This window comes from Xenococcus sp. PCC 7305 (genome assembly GCF_000332055.1).
Taxonomy (GTDB): Bacteria; Cyanobacteriota; Cyanobacteriia; order Cyanobacteriales; family Xenococcaceae; genus Xenococcus.
The window spans coordinates 1-18353 of sequence record NZ_ALVZ01000102.1; the positions used below are offsets into that span (position 1 = coordinate 1).

The following is an 18353-nucleotide window of genomic DNA, read 5'->3' on the forward strand; positions in this document are numbered from 1 at the left end:
CCAATTCGTGAGAGTTGGAAGCGCGTGAGACACGCTGAGGTTTCCTCAGCAAGTGTAATCACGTAAGAAGCCCACACTGTAATCTTTGATTCAGTGTGCGGAGGATGTCACTTTCTTCAGAGTCAAAAGTTTTTTAGAGCAAGCGACTTGTATTTTAAAATTATGTTTAGATCGCAATTTTACTGACTTGAGGTTCGGGAATAGGATCGCCAAATTCCTTAGCTGTATCAATCCATAATTCCATAGCTTCTTTAATATTTGTTAATGCAGTTTCTTGAGTTTTACCATGAGCCATACATCCTGGTAATTCAGGAACTTGTGCTACAAATACTCTATCCGTTTCACTCCAGTGAATAATGATTTGATACTTATACATTAGTCTTTGATTTCTAACTTATACTTCAAAATTATGTTTCTTATTTGACGTACTTGGTAATCTTTTGCTTTGTTACCGTCTTTTTGTAAATTTGGTTTTTCTGGAATTCCTGCTTTCCGAAAAGTATGATGACTTCCACGAATCCTCTCATCAAACCCTAATTTTTCTAATAATTGACATAAATCGTTAAAGGAAATATTGGAATCAGATCTACCTCCCAAAATTTTTAATAATAGTTTTTCATATTTACCCATAATTTTAGTCTATTTCTAAAAGGCCAACGAAACTTTATTCAGTTCAAGTTGCCAGCGTGTTTTTTAGTTTGGGTTAATATTCTATCTGCAAACTGCCAGCTTTTCATGAAAAGAAGCATTTGCTATTATTTGGCTATGAAAAATGAATTAGAACAATTTTTACAACTGGCAAAAAAATCTGGGATTAACGATAGCGAGGTCTATCATGTTCAGTCCCAATCCCGTCCGATCTTTTTTGAAGGGAATCGTCTCAAGCAATTAGAAAGTTCCCAGTCAGTCGGTACCGCTTTAAGATTATGGAGCGATCGCTGTCCCGGTTTGGCCGTGGGTTATGGACAGGTGGCACCGAATATCTTAGTTGATAAAGCGATCGCGATTACCGAACTGAACGACCCCCAAACTATTGAATTGGCTCCCGCTAGACAAGACATTCATCCCGATACAGGCAAGAGTTTACCTATCGAAGATTTAATAGAGCTGGGCCAAGATGCGATCGCCAAAATTAGGGATGTTTATCCTGACACTATTTGCAGCGCCGAACTCGAATGTGAAACCGAAACTACAACTCTGCTCAATTCCCGAGGGCTTTATTGTCAATATACCGAAACATCTTTGAGCTATTCGCTTGGCGTGGAATTAGTTCGAGGAGAGGATTTTCTGGGGATTTACGATGGAGAATATAGTAAAGATCATCTAGACAGCGATCGCGTGATTGATAATATCCTGCAACGTCTGAACTGGGCAGAAAATAATGCCCCAGCTGTGACTGGAAAAATGCCCGTCTTATTCACAGCTAATGCCGCTACTCTGCTGTGGGATACAGTGTTGATGGCATTAAGTGGCAAACAGGTGCTCGAAGAGTCTTCTCCTTGGGGCAAGAATCAGGGGAAACTGGTAATTTCTCCTTTGGTAACAATGTCTCAGCAACCGAACTTGGAACCCCATAGTTGCCCTTTCGACGATGAAGGTACGGTGACACAACAACTCAATTTAATCACGAAGGGACGATTAGATAATTTTTATTGTGATCGCTTTGTGGGAAGAGAATTAGGACTAGAGACCACAGGAAATGGTTTTCGTCCCAGCTTGGGGAGCTATCCCACTCCTTCTTTGGTTAATGTGGTTCTAGAGCCTGGCAATGGTTCACTAACTGATTTAATTACAGAGCTTGATAATGGCATTATCGTAGATCAGATTTTGGGCAGTGGTGCTGATATTTCGGGGGATTTTTCGATTAATGTTGATTTGGGTTATCGCGTTGCCAATGGAGAAATTATCGGTAGAGTAAAAGATACTGCGATCGCAGGTAATGTTTATACAGTCTTGAAGCAAATCATGGCCTTAGGAAGTGACTTATCTTGGAATGGCTCTTGTTATACGCCGTCAGTAATTGTTGAAGGTTTATCTGTTATCAGTTGAACAGAGGGCAGAAAGTTTAAATCTACTTCTTCCTTATTAAATTATGTTCACAACAGATTGCATTGGTAGGGGCGAACGGCCGTTCGCCCTTACAGAAATAAGTGTCATATTCTAATTTACAACTGGAATCAATAATTGGAACGTTTATTTAACTGCAATTGGAACGTTTATTTAACTGTTGATTAAGTTCTGCGATATTGAGCATCACAATAGATTTTGCCGCTTCTTTGATTTGGAGGGAACATTGGGCGGAGTTGAATTGTTGATTTTGCGCTAATTCGAGCCAAACAGGTGGTAAATGCTCCTGCAAGTGAACCATGCCACCAGGGAGATCGTCCGCCACATGAATCACTGTTTCACAACCGGAAGTGATTAATCTTGCCATGCACATAGGGCAGGATTCGAGGGAAGTATAGAGTTTATAACCTCGCATTGTGGAAATATTTTGGTATTGCTCCTCGAATTGATTCATCACCACCATTTCCCCATGGCGATCGCTGCGGAAATAGGGAAAAAATACTTGGTTATGTCCTTGGGCGACAATCTTTCCTTGGGGATTAACAATCAGACTGCCAACGCCAAAATTTCCTAACTTGACAGCGGCTAATGCTAATTTACAAGTTTCCAGTGCAAAGAAATCATCGGCCAAATCCAAATTAGGTTCATAAGATGCCAAAAAATTTTCCCAGTAGCGAATAGATTTGCGATCATCAAATTCACTCATAATTAATTCCTGTTCCCTGTTCCCTATTCCCTATTCCCTGTTCCCTGTTCCCCATTCCCTATTCCCTAAAATTAAACAATAATCACCAAATCCTCGTGACTAAATACTGGTCGGTTTGTCAGAGTGGCAATGACAATTTTCCCCGCAGACCCATCACCATCAGAATCAAATAGGACTTTACCATTATTCCCATTATATAAAAAGCGATCGCCCGAATCTAAAGCCTCACTGCCCAGAACAAACTGGTCGAGACTAACATCTCCAGGAACCAAATCACCCCCAAAACCCCCAGCCGAGATCACAATTTTATCTAACCCCGGCTCAAAATCGGCAATGACATCATTGCGCTGATTACTGGCAAAATAAACAAACTCATCCGCGCCAGCACCACCTTCTAGGATATCTATGCCTACCCCACCAATCAGAGTATCATTTTGAGCTCCTGTCTTGATAGTATCGCTGCCACCATATCCTCTAACAGAAATCTCAAGATTCGCAACATTAGACGCATCCACTTGATTATCGCCAGCCCCGGCATCTATTTCGACAATTTCAATCCCAACAAAATCATCTGTTCCTCTAGCAATTAAAAGATCATTGCTGAGGCTAATATCACCATCAACTTGCTCTTGCAAGATGTCAATTCCCAGTCCCCCGGCGATCGCATCGTCACCATTGCCACCTCGGATTGTATCATCGCCTTCTCCAGCTTCTAAAATGTCGGAATCTCCCTGCCCGAAGAGAAAGTCATTGCCCAAATCCCCAAAAAGAGTATCTTCTCCTACTCCTCCGAATAATTCATCGTCATCTAGTCCGCCATCAAGACGATCATTCCCGCTGCCACCATTGAGTCTGTCATTGCCACTATCTCCATTCAGACTATCCGCTCCCCCTAAGCCTGCGATCGCGTCATTGCCCGCTCCACCAGAGAGATTATCATCTCCATTTGTGCCGATGATTTTATCATCAGTAGCTGACTCTTCTGTATCTTCTCCCGGATTACCAATTAGAGTCCCATCTTCTTTGATCGTAATAATTTGATTGATTTCAATATTATCGAAAATCAAATTAGTTCCCGAAGGAAAACTAACCTCAATCAGGTCGATAATCTCATCCTGACCGAGCCCGAAATGTAGCCGTTGGGAATTTTGGGCAAAGGCATGGAGTCCGCTAGTTTGTTCTCGTAGTTGAGTCAGTCCTCCAGAAGTAACTTTTACCTGAGCGCCCACGGCATCACGGTTCGAGACAATCCCTTCGAGGTCAATTTCTAGCCAGTTATTGCTATTACCCTGATTGCGGAAAAGCTGAGAAGGACTAGACAAATAAGTTTTGCGAGGAGATTTTACAATTGTCGAACCCACAAAAATATCTAATGCTCCGTCGTTATCATAATCAGCGATCGCCAGACGAGAACCCAAATTAAAATCGAGATGCACTGGCCCCAAAGCTTCTCCCGCAGCACCACCAGCCATTTCAACAATTGTGAACGTACCATCTCCCTGATTTTCATAAAGCAGATTTGGCTGGTCAAGACTTGTGTAACTATTAGCGACATAAATATCAAGATCTTTATCATTATCAAAATCACCAGCAACCGCAGATTGGGAGAGAGTCGGCACCGAAAATCCCGCAGCTGTAGAATTATCAATAAATTGACCTGGAGAATTGTTTAACCATAATTGATCACTTAAGGCTCCAAGATTCAGATCGGGATTACTAAAGTTGAGTGAAGTGACATTACTAATAGTCTCAGTGGATTCGACAACCGCCCTCAACAACTCAAAATCATCAGAAGATAGGTAGATTTGCCATGTTTGATTATCGCGATCGTAACCGATATAAATTCCTCTAGTCTCGCGATCGCTTTTTAAGCCTGTGACCTCATCACTATTAGCATCGAGCACTAAACTAGGTCGATCAATATTGTCCACTAAAAGATTCACTGAAGTGGCCGTATCGGTACCAGAAAATGCTGCCAACTCTGCTGCTGTGGGGTTGCGTCCTGAGGAACCAATAAAAATTTGGGAGGCGTCGAGATTGGCTTCTTGTTCGGCAATGTTAAAAATATCGATCGCGATTTGACCATCGCTTTGCCAACTAAAACCAATTTCTTGCCCTTTGTTCAGCAAATCGGCACCCAAAATTTTGTCTCCGCTCTGGAAAACACTAGGCTCTCGATTTTTCAGAGTGATATCAGAACGGGTCAGAAAAATGTCATTATCGCCATCGTTATCAAAATCGGCAATAATCGAATCTCTGGCTGAAGTTTGATTAAAAAAATCTGCGGTTGGGCTACTGGGCTGATCAGCTGTGAGGGGAAAGTTAAACTGGTCGCTAATTTCATTTAATGTGCCACTAGAAATGTCAAAAACGGCGATCGGATATTCATAGGTTCCTTGAACTACAATGTCTAGTCTGCCATCTCCTGTCAAATCTGCCAATTGAGCATAACGAGAACCACCAGTAAGATTTAGGCTTTGAGGTTCGGCAAATGTCCCATCGGCTAATTGTTGTAAATAAGCATTCGAGCCTTGTTCATCATTGCGCAAAGCCACTAGCTGGATCATGTCCAACAGGCCATCATTATTGACGTCTACCCAGAGAGAAGAACGGCTACGGGCGATCGAATAGTCTAAATTACGTTCTGCTGCCTCGTTATTGAGATTGCCATTATCATTGACAAAAAACAGATTGGGTTGTCCGCTACTGGTTTGACCAAGCTCGCCACCGCCAGAGGTTAAAACATCGGGATCGCCATCATTATCAAAATCAACCCAGGTTGTGCCGTGGGTATCACTACCATTCCCTTGTCGCCAATCTTCTGTAAAAAGATTAGTAAAGCTCCCATCGCCATCATTGAGATATAAAGCGGGAAATTTACCTGTAGTATTTTGAGCTGTTGAGTTGTTATAGCCATGTCCACTCAGCCAAAGATCTAGTAAATTATCATTATTAAAATCTAGCCAAGCAACACTAAAAGCTTCATCTCCCCGTTGTCTTGACCAGACAATTCCTAAACTATTAGCTACATCTATAAACGAATTTTGATTAAGCACAATTACTAATTGAAAATTGAAAATTGAAAATTGATATAGCCCTTCTCGGATTAGTGAGATACAGAATAAGACTCACTTTAGCGAACAGGGAACAGCGGTCAGACCCTGCGTTATGGGTCGCGGTATCCTTTAGGGCGGCGTAAGGACACAGGTATGGACTTGATAAATTCAGAACAAGCTGAATCTCTAAAATTAGAACCTAAAGCCTAACACCTAACACCTAACACCTATCAATCCCTTAAGATTCAACAAAAATGTCATTACTTCCTAAGTTAGGAGTATTAGTAAGAGTTGCAACTAGTACTTGATTGCCTGAACCTGTACCATCCGCATCAAAGAATAAATCACCATTATTGTCATTATAAATAAAGCGATCGCTGCTGTTGGAAGCCGTTGAGCCCACAGAAAACGCAGATGCATTTAAAAACCCATTGCTTAATCCGCCACCAAAGCCAGAAGCCGAAACAATGATGAAATCTGTTCCACTTTGGAAATCCTCAATAACATCACTGCCGTCATTAGCTGTGGGATAGAAGATAATATCACTTGCTGCCCCGCCGACTAAAGTATCTTGACCAGAATTCCCAATCAAAATATCTTGACCAGCACCACCAACTAGAAGATCACTTCCTGTTCCGCCAATCAAGGTGTCATTATCACTTCCTCCTTCGAGAACATCGTTACCGTCTGCACCAAAGAGGCTATCTAAACCTTGTTCCCCAATTAGAGTATCAGCCCCTTGAAGTCCAAATAAGGTGTCATTACCAGCTCGGCCAAAAATGCGATCATCACCATCTGTTCCTTGAAGATCATCGCTATTATTCGTCCCGATAATATCTCCCGGTTCGGGATCTGGGTCTGGGTCGGGATCTGGGTCAGGATCTGGATCGGGACTACCATCAACCACAAAGATGTCACTATTATCTAAGTTGGGAGTATTCGTTAAAGTAACAACTAGTAGTTGACTACCCGAACCTGTGCCATCTGCATCGAAAAATAAATCGCCGTTATTGTCGTTATAGATAAAGCGATCGCTACTATCCGAGGCCGCAGTGCCAACTGTAAACTGGGAAGCAGCTAGGAACCCATCGCTCAATCCGCCACCAAAACCAGAACCAGAAACAATAATAAAATCACTGCTACTTTGGAAATCGGTAATGACATCATTGCGATCGCCAAGACGAGGATAATAGAAAGTATCACTGTCTGCGCCACCAGTTAGAGTATCTTGACCGGCATTGCCAATTAAAGTATCCCTTCCGCTACCGCCAATTAGAGTATCGTCACCTTGAAGTCCAAATAAGGTGTCATTGCCAGCTTGACCAAAAATGCGATCGTCACCGCCGGTGCCTTGAAGATTATCATTATTTGCAGTACCAATAATATCGTTAGGATCTGGGTCTGGGTCAGGATCTGGGTCGGGATCTGGATCTGGGTCGGGATCTGGATCTGGGTTTGGGTTGCCCCCATTCCCAATTAGAGTTCCATCTTCTCTAATCGTAATAATTTGATTAATATCAACATCATCGAAAACAAGAGTGGTTCCCGATCTAAAGCTAACTTCAATCGTGTCGACAATATCGTCCTGACCCAGTCCAAAATGCAATCTTTGGGAATTTTGCGCAAAGACATGAGTTCCGCCATTTTGCTCTCTTAGCTGGGTCAAGCCGCCAGAAGTTACTCTGACTTGAGAGCCTACCGCATCACGGTTTGAGGTAGTTCCTTCGAGATCAATTTGCAGCCAGTTATTATTATTGCCTTGGTTACGGAATAGTTGGGAAGGACTAGATAAATAGGTTTTACGCGGAGATTTAACCACTGTGGAACCGGCAAAAATATCCAAAGCACCATCATTGTTATAGTCAGCCGTCGCTAAACGGGACCCCACATTAAAATCGAGATGTACAGGTCCCAAGGCTCCTCCTGGAGCACCTCCAGCCATTTCAACAATCTCAAAGGTGCCATCGCCTTGGTTTTCGTAGAGAATATTCGGCTGATTGCGACTAATATAACTATTGGCAACATAGACATCAATGTCTTTATCATTATCGAAATCGCCCGCAACCGCAGATTGGGATAAGGTCGGAGTAGTTAAGCCCGCAGCATTGGAGTTGTTGATAAATTGACCTTGCGAATTATTGAGCCATAGCTGATCGGTTAAAGCCCTACTATTGACATTGGGATTATTAAAATTGATCGGACTGACATTGCTAACTTCTTGAGTTGACTCGACTACAGCACGGAAAATTTCTGCTTGCGGAGAAGATACGCGAACTTGCCAAGTTTGGTTATTGGCGTTGTAGCTAATATATAAACCCTTGGCTGAGCGATCGCTTCTGAGCCCTGTGATTCCAGGACTATTAGAATCTAGAACTAAACTCGGACGATTAGTATTATTGACTAATAAATTCACCGAAGTTGCTGTATCTGTCCCAGAAAAAGCCGCCAGTTCTGCGGCGGTAGGATTGCGTCCTGAGGCTCCAATAAAAATTTGTGAGGCATTAAGATTGGGTTCTCGCTCAAAAATATCAAAAATATCGATCGCGATCTGACCATTGGTTTGAAAACTAAACCCGATTTCTTGTCCACGGTTGAGCAAGTCCGCCCCAATAATATTGCTGCCACTTTTAAAGACACTCGGTTCGACATTATTTTGTGCCACATCAGAACGGGTCAGGAAAAAGTCGTTATCGCCATCGTTATCAAAATCGGCAATAATCGAGTCGCGAGCCGAAGTACGATTGAAAAAATCGGCGGTGATACTACTAGGCTGATTGGAAGTTAGAGGAAAATTGAATTGGTCAGTAATTTCATTCAAGACTCCATTGGAAATATCAAAGACGGCGATCGGATATTCATAGGTTCCTTGAATCACAATCTCTAGTTGACCATCACCAGTCAGGTCACCCAATTGAGCATAGCGGGAACCCCCAGGAATATTCAGATTTTGAGGATTAGCAAAACTGCCATTGGATAATTGTCTAGAGTAGGTATTAGGCCCTTGTCCATCATTGCGCAGTGCGACAGACTGGATCATGTCCAATCGACCATCGTTATTGACATCGACCCAAAGAGAAGAACGACTACGGGCGATCGAATTAACTAAATTACGTTCTGCGGCTTGATTAGTTAGGGTGCCATTATTATTGACAAAAAACAGATTGGGTTGTCCATTACTGGTTTGTCCTAGTTCACCACCCCCGGAGCTAAAAACATCGGGATCACCGTCATTATCAAAGTCAACCCAAGTAGAACTATGGACATCACCACCATTTCCTTGACGCCAATCTTCGGTGAAGATATTAGTAAAACTGCCATTCCCATTGTTAAGATATAGAGCCGGAAATTTACCTGTGGGATTTTGGGGAGTGGCATTGTTATGACCGTGACCACTGATCCAAAGATCTAATAAATCATCGTTATTAAAATCTACCCAAGCGACGCTAAAGGCTTCATCTCCTCGATGTCTTGACCAGACAATGCCTGAGGCACCTGTTACATTTTGAAATGAATTTTGATTGAGTACCATAGTGGATAATTGAAAATTAAAAATTGCTTGTCCTCGAATGAGGGAAAATTGCTTGCACTAAAGCACTAGCTTCGTGTTGTCCTTAAATAATCATAATAATTACTATAAAATCGATCTCCCCGAATAGAGAAAGCTAGAAAATTGCTCAGGTTATTAGCTTCTTGAACGCTACAATATGGATTGTGAATTAATATAATAAATGGTCTTATCTTGTCTTTAGAATCATAATACTTTAAGTTTACTTTGTGATCAAAATAATTTTACATAAGTATCAAATTTATAAATTAGCAAAGAATTTTTGTCGAAAATAAGAAGAACAAGCTAATAAAATATAATTTGAAAAATAATTATGAATATGTGTTGAATCGTCGAGATAAAAACTTATAAAATTTGCAAAGAAACATTAAACATTGACGAGCGACCCCGCGCCGTCGGCAGGCGCAAGGGAACGCGCGAGTTTGACCATTTCACCTTATATAGAATTATATAAAACCCTCTGCCCTATATAGAATTATATAAAACCCTCTGCCCTCTGCCCTCTGCCTTCTGCCTTCGTAAATGATATGATTTGATTTGTATTTGACCCTGTAGCATTTACATTATCCCGACCTAAATCATGCAAAACCAAATCTCTGGCTGGTTTTCTACTGTTTTTTCGACTTGTTTTGTCACGCTAAGCCTGATATCCCCTCTCAGCGCAGTTGAGCAGAAAGAGAATGACTTCGTCAAACAACCATTTTTGCTGAGTCAGATATTAAGTACTTCCTATACCTCTAATGAAGGTCAATTTGAAGTCCAGTTGCCAGGTCAACCAGAAACCAGCACTCGCTCTACTGATATTGCAGGGCAGCCTACAGATTGGAATTTATTTGTAGTTAAAGAAAATACGAATTTCTATGCGGTTGCCTATACGGATCTTGCTCCTGAAACAATTAACTTGGGGGCGAATGTTCTGATTGATGGTATCAAAAACAACCTCTCTAATGAATTTAACTGGTCAGCTATTAATGGTTATGGCAAGATCACAACTGTTGATGGCTATCCTACTCGGGAACTAATCGGCATCCAAAATAACCAACTCTCGGTGTTGCGATTAACTTTGGCTGATCGCAGGCTCTATGCCGTGATGAGCTCTTCTGATGAGCTGGCAAAGATTAGCCAATTTTTTGCTTCCTTTGCCGTCCAACCCTGGCAAGCTTATGTATCTCAAGAAGGTAGATTCAGCATTGATTTGCCGATGGAGCCCAGTGAAGAAATTAGCTCTCTAGAATTTGGCGAGACTAAGTTTGACTGGAAAGTTCTTGAATCTCATAATTTGCATAGTCTTGATGATGATTCCTATGCTGTTGCCTATGCTGATGTTTCTGCTGATGACTTGCAACAAGGAGCAGATGAGCTACTAGAGCAAGTGGGGATAAATTTGATCCAAAAAGCGCAACCTTTAGAAATCATCGAAGCTGGGAAATCGATTTCCCTCGATGGTCATCCCGGTCGTTCTTTTGTCTTCACTACCAAAGAAGGGCAGATTGGCGCAGTTCATTTTTATTTGGTTAACCAACGACTCTATGGGGTAGGTGCTCGTTCTGAAGAGATTACCAACCTGAGCAAGTTTTTGGGTTCATTTGGAATTCAGTAGAGTTTTGATTTTTGATGCATTATAGTTTTCGTTTAAGGAGTAATTATGAATCGTATTGTTTTGTTAGGGATTGTTGCCGTGGGAATTCTAATTATTGCTCCGATCACAGCATTGCGATCGCTAACCATCGAACCGAACAAGTCGCCATCAAAGCTTTTAACCAGAACTATTTTTGATGTGGCGGAGGAAGGAATCAGGGGAGAAGAGGTGATTGAGCGCCGAGAAGAAAAAGAAGAAAGTGGCAAACTCGAAGAACGCAGAGATGATGCTAGAGAATGGGCAGAACGCTGATTTTCTTGGTGTTAGGTTTTAGGTGGTAGGTTTTAGGTTAGAAAAATCAGAGAATATCTTAGATATAAAGCATTTTATGATTTTAGGACTTTTTATAATTGCTCAATTTATTATTGTTCGTGAATTGCCTAACACCTAACACCCAATACCTAAAACCTTTTCCTCACAATTAACTTCATTTTGCCAAGTCGTGTTTGTTATGAGTTATCAGCGCAAAAGCGATCGCCTGGGGCGGTTTATTGAAAAATGGTTGGTGGCTCTCATTCTCATTGGGGTTGCCCTCCTGCAAATTTATTTAGCTGCTAATTTTAATCTCACTCCTTGGAAAGGTGGCGGTTTTGGGATGTTTGCGGCGATCGACTCTTCTGCAATGCGAATTATTCAGGCAGAAGGACTAGATCAAGAAGGAGAAATTCTCACACTAGATTTGGTTAATGCCTTAGATAAGAAGACTTGGCGACGGATTCGGGCTTTGCCTAGGCAATCTGATCTAGAGGCGATCGCGCCTGATTTACTAACTAACTCTTTTGTACCGACCACGATCGCCCAACAAGCGGCGTACGAAAAACTAAGGGACGAAAAAAAGCTAACTCTTCAGGCATTAGATCAGCTTAAGCCCAAAATCTTGGATAGTCAGGCAGCTGATTTGCTATCCCAACCCCTATACCGAGTCCAATCACCCTCCGATCCTGTGGTTCCTGATGTTGTGAAAACTCTCAAAGCAGTGCGATTGCAATGGTGGCGAATACGATTTGATGCAGCTAATGCTCGTCTCTGGGCAGAACCTTTGAGTCAGGTTGTGGAAGCAGGAGTCTGGCCTTGAGCAGCACAAAGTTGGGGCTCGGAGCAAAGCTTGTTGCATTTTGCTCGGGGTTACTGGAACCTGCGATCGCAGAGTTATTATCGCCGCCACGATATTTTTTAGTCTTGCGGATTACCTTACTACTGCTACTCCTCTATGGTTCTAGTACAGTTTTTCTTGATGTTCCGTTACGGATTATCTGTAGCCTGATGCTGATCATCCCTAGTTTGCTGACGAACCAAATTCTTTGGGTCTTAATTTGTGGATTTGTGTGGTGGGTTAATGCTAGTGATTGGCTCTGGATTGATAATCACAAAATCTTGATTAGTTATTGGTGTTTAGTTTGTGCGTTGGCGGTTTCTTCAAGCGATCCTGAGGAGGTATTGGCCAGGAACGGCAGAATGCTGATTGGGTTAACTTTTTTCTTCGCCACTGTCTGGAAAATGATCGCAGGAGAATATTGGAATGGTGCTTTTTTGCACTATACATTTTTGGCCGAAAACCGAATAGAAGAGTTTGCCAATATTATCGGTGGCTTGCCTCCAGATGTCTTGCCCCAAAATCAGATTTTGTCGGAAATTTTGAGTCGATTCCCTGGCACGGTTAAAACTGTAACCTTAGCTTCGAATCCCCGTCTGGAAATATTCTCCCTAGCCGCATCCTATTGGACATTGCTCATTGAGGGAAGTATTGCCCTGGCCTTTTTAGGCAAAAGTTTTCGTTTTCTCTTTCGCTTTCGCAATTGGTTGCTGATTTTATTTATTGTCACCACCTATTTTTTGCTTCCAGTACTGGGGTTTGCCTATATTTTAATTGTGATGGGATTAGCTCAATGCTCTGGGAATTCTCGTTATCAAATGATTGCCTATATCTTTCTCTTGGGATTTTTGCAATTTGCTCGTTTTTTCTAATTTCAAATATGAGTGTCTTGCAAAAAAAATTAGAGTGCATTACTTATTACTTATTACTTATTACTTATTACTTATTACTTATTACTCATTACTTCCGCGCAGCGGCACTAATCACCTAGGCAAAATCAAAATATCACAATGTTCCCCTGTACCAATATTTTGATCATAAAAATTAGTTAGATATTGCAAATCTATATATTGAGGTTGATTGTTAACAAAGCGGACAAATGCTTTGCCATATTGCTTCAGAAAATCAAAATATTGATCCTGGCAATTAATTCTTTTTAGGCCATAGGGCCAAAATTCTGTGTAAATAGGAACTGATAGCTGTCGGAAAAAGTTATTTCCCCCTGCAAAAACTAAACCTTCACTTCCCTGACAGTCGATCCAAATTACACCAATATTTTCGATGCTAATAACCTTGTCAGCCAAAAGACTATCGAGAGTTGTAAAATCTACTTGCTCCGAGGTAAAATTTTCTTCGGCAAATAAATTATTATTAGTGGCATGATTTGTTGCAATATTTAAACGGAAGTCTCCACAATTAGTTGGACTACAAATTAACTCTTGTGTGCCAATAGTATCGGCTATTCCATATTTCAAACATTGGATTTTATTTTGCAAGCCATTAAGCTGACTATTCCAGAGTAAGAACTGATAATTTAGTTGGGAAGGTTCAAAACAAATTGCTTGGGTAAAATATTTGCTTTTAATGGCATAAATAGATGTGGAACCAATATTTGCCCCAATATCTAAAAAGCAATTTTTCTCGGAACTGATTAAGGCTTTTGCTGATAAAAAATGTAAGCATTCTAATAAGTCATCAAGTTGAAATGGCTTTCCATTAAGAGCGAAATTTAGTTGCATGCGATCGCTGCCTGGATAAGCAATATAAGTATCAATAGTTTCGTTTTTCGTAATAACTCCTGGAATATTAGCTAAATTATCTAATAATATTTTGGTTTTATTCAGTTCTTGATATTCTTCCGAATCTAAAAATAAATTGAGTAATTCTTGATTGTTATAATCTGTTTTCAACCATTGCTTGATCTCTACTTCTTCTGGAGTTCTCTGTAAGATTTTTTGGTATAGAAAAGTGATAAAGTCTTTTCGCTTATTTTCTTTTACTTGTAGCTCTTCTACTACAGCTTGATATTCAAATTGAATTTGCTTTTTTTCTTTGACAATTCCTTTGACTTGAGGAATTTTTAACAATAGTTTGTTGACAAAGCGATTTAGCACCATAAAATTTCTCAATTGAATTTCACTTTATTATATGCAATAGAGGCAATATATACTGAGATAAAGTAACTCCATCTACTCCTAATTCCGTTCTTTCTTCGGATGCTAAAATCGCGGCTTGAGCATGTAACCAAGCTGCGGTTGCTACAAGGTTAAATAACTGTTCTGAAAAGTCTTGCTGATTGCTTGGGTGAAGTTGGACAATCAAGCCCCCAATCAAGCCAGTGAGTACATCTCCACTACCTCCTCTAGCTAAAGCTGGGGTACTTTGGGGAATTGTCCATATTTGACCTTGGGGATTTGCGATCGCGGTTCTGGCTCCCTTTAATAAAACTATGGCATTGCTTTGCTTGCTGGCTTGTCGGACAGCCTCTAGGCGATCACTCAGTGCTTCGCCTTGGGCGAGACCGCTATTCTCTAGATTGACATCGGGAAATAAACGTTTAAACTCTCCTTCGTGAGGAGTCAAAATTCTCAGCTCATTCTCCCCAAATCCCTTGTTGGGATCTTTTCGTGAAATCCAAAATTTTGTTAATAAAGTCAAGCCATCAGCGTCTAAAACAAGTGGTGATTTGACAGTCAGAATTTTCTTGACAATCGCAGCAGCATCGCTAGTTAATCCAGGGCCGCAGGCGATCGCATCAAACCTCTTGAAATCTGTATCGGAGAAAGGCAAAGATGCGATCGCGCCAGAATCTGTTTCTTCGCAACCAATTACCAGAGCCTCGGGTAACTTGCTCACCAGTAAAGGCTTGAGCGACTTGGGTACTGCGATCGATAACATTCCCACACCACTTGCTCTAGCTCCCAAGGCCGTCAAAATTGCCGCCCCAGCATAGCGCTCAGAACCACAGATCAGCAAAAGATGTCCCTGACGATACTTATGAGTAACTATTGGACGAGGTAAGGGTAAGAAGTCTCTGACTAAAGTTTGGGTAATTGTTTGAATAGCTTCATGAGGGGAAATAATTGCCTTGATATCAGCCGAAGGAATCCCAAAATCTAATTTAATTGCTTGGCCAATGTATTCTAAGGCTTGATCCTGGAAAAAAGCCCGTTTCCATAAACCTAAGCAAAGAGTATGAGTCGCCTTGATGGCGATACCTAAAACTGCTCCCGTGTCAGTATGAATTCCCGAGGGAAGATCAATACTCACAATAGGTTGGGGCCAACTGTTTAATCTTGCCACTGCTTCGGCAATTTTTCCAGAGATCGACCTGCTCAGGCCAAAGCCAAATAAACCATCAATAATCAAATCACATTGGCCTAAAGCGTCAATCTCCTCATAGAAAGGAATTCCCAAACTATGGGCATATTTACTATGACTCGCGGTTAATTCTTTAACCTTAATTAAACCGCAATAAATCCTAATCGTATAACCTGCAAAATACAACTCTCTAGCAATTACTAAAGCATCTCCTCCGTTATGACCAGGGCCAACTACAATTCCCACTTGAGGATATTTTTCCCGGGGATAAAGCTTTTGTATTTGGTGAAAACATAATCCTGCGGCCTTTTCCATTAAAGCTGGAATTGGCATACCTGCCCCAAAGATTCGTTCTTCAATGGCTCTCATCTGTTCTGTTGTCACGATGGCATTAGATGAGTTTATATTCATAATCTTATTCGCAAAATCAGACCTGCTAGTGAGTTGCCCATAATTCTACGTAAGTAATGGGAGCTCTACTTACGTAATGACAGCATGTTTTATGATAACTTCAGATAAAAGCAGCCGAAGTTCATCATAACTCTAACTACAGCATCGTAAAACAACGTATAGTAGAGATATAGAAAACAACTTATTACTTTCTCAATAAATTAAATTTTTATTTAAAATTATTTCTTTCTCAACTAAAATGTGTGTGTTTGTCTGACTGCTCTTGGCTATTTCAAAAGCAGTCTTTTTTTGTCCCAGATTACACTTAAGTGGTTGCCTCAAGTTTTATGAGAACTTTAAATGAAATTGGCTAGACTTCATCATAACTCTAAATACCGTACAGTAAATTAACGTATATTAGAGACATAGAAAACGACTTATTAATTTCTCAATAAATTAAATTTTTATTTGAACTTATTCTTTCCTTATCTAAAATGTGTGTGTTTGTCTGACTGCTCTTGATTATTGCAAAAGCAGTCTTTTTTTGTGAAAAAAAGCACAAATCTCACTGTTAGAGTTTAGAGATAAAATACATAATGCATTAGAGCTTAGAGATAAAATACATAATGCAATTGATTTATGTTTACTGGTCTTCTGGTGTGCTCGGGGAGAAAGAAATGCCACAACCACAAGAACTAGAAACATTGGGATTTTGAAAGCGAAAGCCTCCTCCCATCAGATCTTCGGAATAATCTAATTTTATGCCTTCAAGATAAGTATAGGATTTTTGATCGACTACGATAGAAACTCCGTTACTCTCAAACTGCAATTGGGGTTCTGCGCTTGAAGAATTCTCTTTTGGCAAGGATTCATCTAATTGAAAAACATAAAATAAACCAGAGCAGCCCCCTTCTTTAACAGTTAATCGAAAGATGCTATCTGGTTTTTGATGACTAAGTTGAATTCGCTTAATTTCTTGGGCGGCGTTTTTGCTGATATGTATCATTTTGAGAAAAATGTGGTTTCTCTGGTTAATGCTACCGCAAAAAAGTTGCCCCGAAACTAAATTATTACCAAATGCTTAGTTACGTGAGTAATCATCTTGGAAGCGAACAATATCGTCTTCTCCTAGATATTGACCATTTTGAACTTCAATGAGAACTAATTTGATCACTCCAGGATTTTCTAGACGGTGAGCTGTACATTGGGGAACATAAGTAGATTGATTGCTGCTAAGGATTTTGTCCTCATCTCCACAGGTCACTTTAGCTGTTCCGGAAACTACAATCCAATGCTCACTACGATGGTGGTGCATTTGTAAACTTAGGCGATGACCGGGATTCACTTCAATACGTTTTATTTTGTAACCGTTGCCTTCTTCCAGGGTAGTAAAAGAACCCCAAGGACGGATTTCTGTCGCGGCAATGCCTTTTTGAGTAAGAGATTCTGCTAGAGCTAGGTTTGTTTCTTGAGTTGCTTCTACTGTCGTGGATTTAGCCATGATTGTTCTGAATAAAATTTACAATGTTTACTTATATGTTTGGGTGTACAAAATTTATTCGTATAAACGCTGAGATTTATTTAGAAATTATTATGTTGTAACCATTCACAAGATAACAAACAAAATCTCTGGTGAGAAGCGTCACTATGGATTAAGAGATTAATTTGTTGCAATCTTTATGAAAATATATGAGCAAGTTCATCTTAAGTTCATATTCAGGAGATTTCGTCTAAGTGAAAACAGTTATGGCAATTCTTGTGCTCGTGAAGTGTCGTGGAATCGCTCTATGTAGCTTGTGAGCTGACTGCCTGGCAAATCTATGTCAATTCTATATTTTCCGTGGAAATTGAGTTTTGCGAATACAGTATTTCAACGCTGACGAGCGGTTGCTTTATCAGAAAACTGTTTTTGAGTACAAAAAGTAAAATCTATACACAAAAAAGGTTTGAGTTACTTGTGCCAGGCAGTCTAGTCGCTAGAGTTTCGAGCTGTGGGCAAAGAGGATAGGAAGGGTGATTTTATTGATGCGGTTACTGTTCAAAAAATTATTCTTTGAAAGTTATGCAAAAGTTTCAAGTTAGGAGGTTCCAATTTTTAATTTTTCTGTCGGCATGGAATAAGCAGTTCTGATTGCGGTCGTAAACTCAAACAAAAGCAATTAATGAGATATCTTATTGATTGAATTCTCTAACAACCTGAGTTCGACAAGATGAAACCAAGACCATACGCGATCGCTAAAAAATAAATTGCGCTCAGCAAAGCTTGGCGCTTTGTGCGTCATGAGATTTAAAATGGATTAGGCTCTATCTTCTAGCTGCTGAATCAGGGTTAAAAAACAGTAGGAGGGAGAGCCGATAAAGCTTTGGGCTCTAGATCAAGAGAAGGTTTCTGCGGGAAATAAGAGTAAGCTACTAATCCAGCCAGAAGATTCACCAGAAAATTCCAGATACTCCTGTGTCTTGAATGCTCTATTTGAGAAATATTTTTGAGTTGGTCATTGACTGTTTCAATTAAA

The 18353-nt window shown here is 40.5% G+C and carries 16 protein-coding genes; 5 read left to right on the plus strand and 11 right to left on the minus strand.

Annotated elements, in window-relative coordinates:
• Positions 1-166: 166 nt before the first annotated feature.
• Together XEN7305_RS04315 and XEN7305_RS04320 are read right to left on the minus strand one after the other, a co-directional pair.
• Positions 167-376, minus strand: coding sequence for a type II toxin-antitoxin system HicB family antitoxin (locus XEN7305_RS04315; protein ID WP_006508128.1), 210 nt, complete (start codon positions 374-376; stop codon positions 167-169).
• Entirely contained in the window at positions 376-630 is a 255-nt protein-coding gene (locus XEN7305_RS04320; protein ID WP_006508129.1) for a type II toxin-antitoxin system HicA family toxin, read from the minus strand. Before XEN7305_RS04320 ends, XEN7305_RS04315 begins: the two co-directional genes overlap by 1 nt.
• Positions 631-765: 135 nt before the next feature.
• Here XEN7305_RS04320 and XEN7305_RS04325 point away from each other — a divergent pair, with 135 nt between their 5' ends.
• Positions 766-2049, plus strand: coding sequence for a TldD/PmbA family protein (locus XEN7305_RS04325; RefSeq protein WP_040896727.1), 1284 nt, complete (start codon positions 766-768; stop codon positions 2047-2049).
• 148 nt (positions 2050-2197) lie between these two features.
• Here XEN7305_RS04325 and XEN7305_RS04330 read toward each other — a convergent pair whose 3' ends face one another.
• The 3 genes from XEN7305_RS04330 to XEN7305_RS26390 form a co-directional block, all read right to left on the minus strand.
• On the minus strand, positions 2198-2773 hold the full coding sequence (locus tag XEN7305_RS04330) for a nucleoside deaminase (protein ID WP_006508131.1): 576 nt from the start codon (positions 2771-2773) through the stop codon (positions 2198-2200).
• 71 nt (positions 2774-2844) lie between these two features.
• Positions 2845-5829, minus strand: coding sequence for a CRTAC homolog protein (locus XEN7305_RS26385; RefSeq protein ID WP_006508132.1), 2985 nt, complete (start codon positions 5827-5829; stop codon positions 2845-2847).
• Between the two features lie 238 nt (positions 5830-6067).
• Positions 6068-9358: an FG-GAP-like repeat-containing protein gene (locus XEN7305_RS26390; RefSeq protein WP_006508133.1), complete on the minus strand. Its 3291-nt coding sequence runs from the start codon at positions 9356-9358 to the stop codon at positions 6068-6070.
• A 616-nt stretch (positions 9359-9974) separates the two neighbouring features.
• Here XEN7305_RS26390 and XEN7305_RS04345 point away from each other — a divergent pair.
• From XEN7305_RS04345 to XEN7305_RS04360, 4 genes are all read left to right on the plus strand, one after another.
• A complete protein-coding gene (locus XEN7305_RS04345; protein ID WP_006508134.1) occupies positions 9975-10994 on the plus strand; it encodes a hypothetical protein in 1020 nt (339 codons plus the stop codon).
• A 45-nt stretch (positions 10995-11039) separates the two neighbouring features.
• Complete coding sequence (locus XEN7305_RS04350; RefSeq protein WP_006508135.1) at positions 11040-11285, plus strand: hypothetical protein; 246 nt, start codon at positions 11040-11042, stop codon at positions 11283-11285.
• 199 nt (positions 11286-11484) lie between these two features.
• A complete protein-coding gene (locus tag XEN7305_RS04355) occupies positions 11485-12108 on the plus strand; it encodes a hypothetical protein (RefSeq protein ID WP_006508136.1) in 624 nt (207 codons plus the stop codon).
• Positions 12105-12998, plus strand: coding sequence for a hypothetical protein (locus tag XEN7305_RS04360; protein ID WP_006508137.1), 894 nt, complete (start codon positions 12105-12107; stop codon positions 12996-12998). The genes XEN7305_RS04355 and XEN7305_RS04360 overlap by 4 nt, the downstream gene beginning before the upstream one ends.
• Before the next feature lie 111 nt (positions 12999-13109).
• Here XEN7305_RS04360 and XEN7305_RS04365 read toward each other — a convergent pair whose 3' ends face one another.
• From XEN7305_RS04365 to XEN7305_RS04385, 6 genes are all read right to left on the minus strand, one after another.
• The gene (locus XEN7305_RS04365; RefSeq protein WP_006508138.1) at positions 13110-14243 is read right to left on the minus strand and encodes an FkbM family methyltransferase; all 1134 of its coding nucleotides are present in this window, start codon (positions 14241-14243) and stop codon (positions 13110-13112) included.
• Between the two features lie 19 nt (positions 14244-14262).
• Complete coding sequence (locus XEN7305_RS04370; RefSeq protein ID WP_006508139.1) at positions 14263-15858, minus strand: bifunctional ADP-dependent NAD(P)H-hydrate dehydratase/NAD(P)H-hydrate epimerase; 1596 nt, start codon at positions 15856-15858, stop codon at positions 14263-14265.
• 622 nt (positions 15859-16480) lie between these two features.
• The gene (locus tag XEN7305_RS04375; RefSeq protein WP_006508140.1) at positions 16481-16843 is read right to left on the minus strand and encodes an iron-sulfur cluster assembly accessory protein; all 363 of its coding nucleotides are present in this window, start codon (positions 16841-16843) and stop codon (positions 16481-16483) included.
• Positions 16844-16918: 75 nt separating this feature from the next.
• On the minus strand, positions 16919-17338 hold the full coding sequence (locus XEN7305_RS04380) for a phosphomannose isomerase type II C-terminal cupin domain (RefSeq protein WP_006508141.1): 420 nt from the start codon (positions 17336-17338) through the stop codon (positions 16919-16921).
• Positions 17339-17996: 658 nt separating this feature from the next.
• Positions 17997-18119 (minus strand): hypothetical protein, encoded by a 123-nt coding sequence (locus tag XEN7305_RS29985; RefSeq protein WP_255324950.1) that lies wholly within the window; start codon positions 18117-18119, stop codon positions 17997-17999.
• Positions 18120-18166: 47 nt separating this feature from the next.
• Positions 18167-18353 (minus strand): transposase (locus XEN7305_RS04385; protein ID WP_006508142.1); only part of this gene is annotated, 187 nt, incomplete at its 5' end.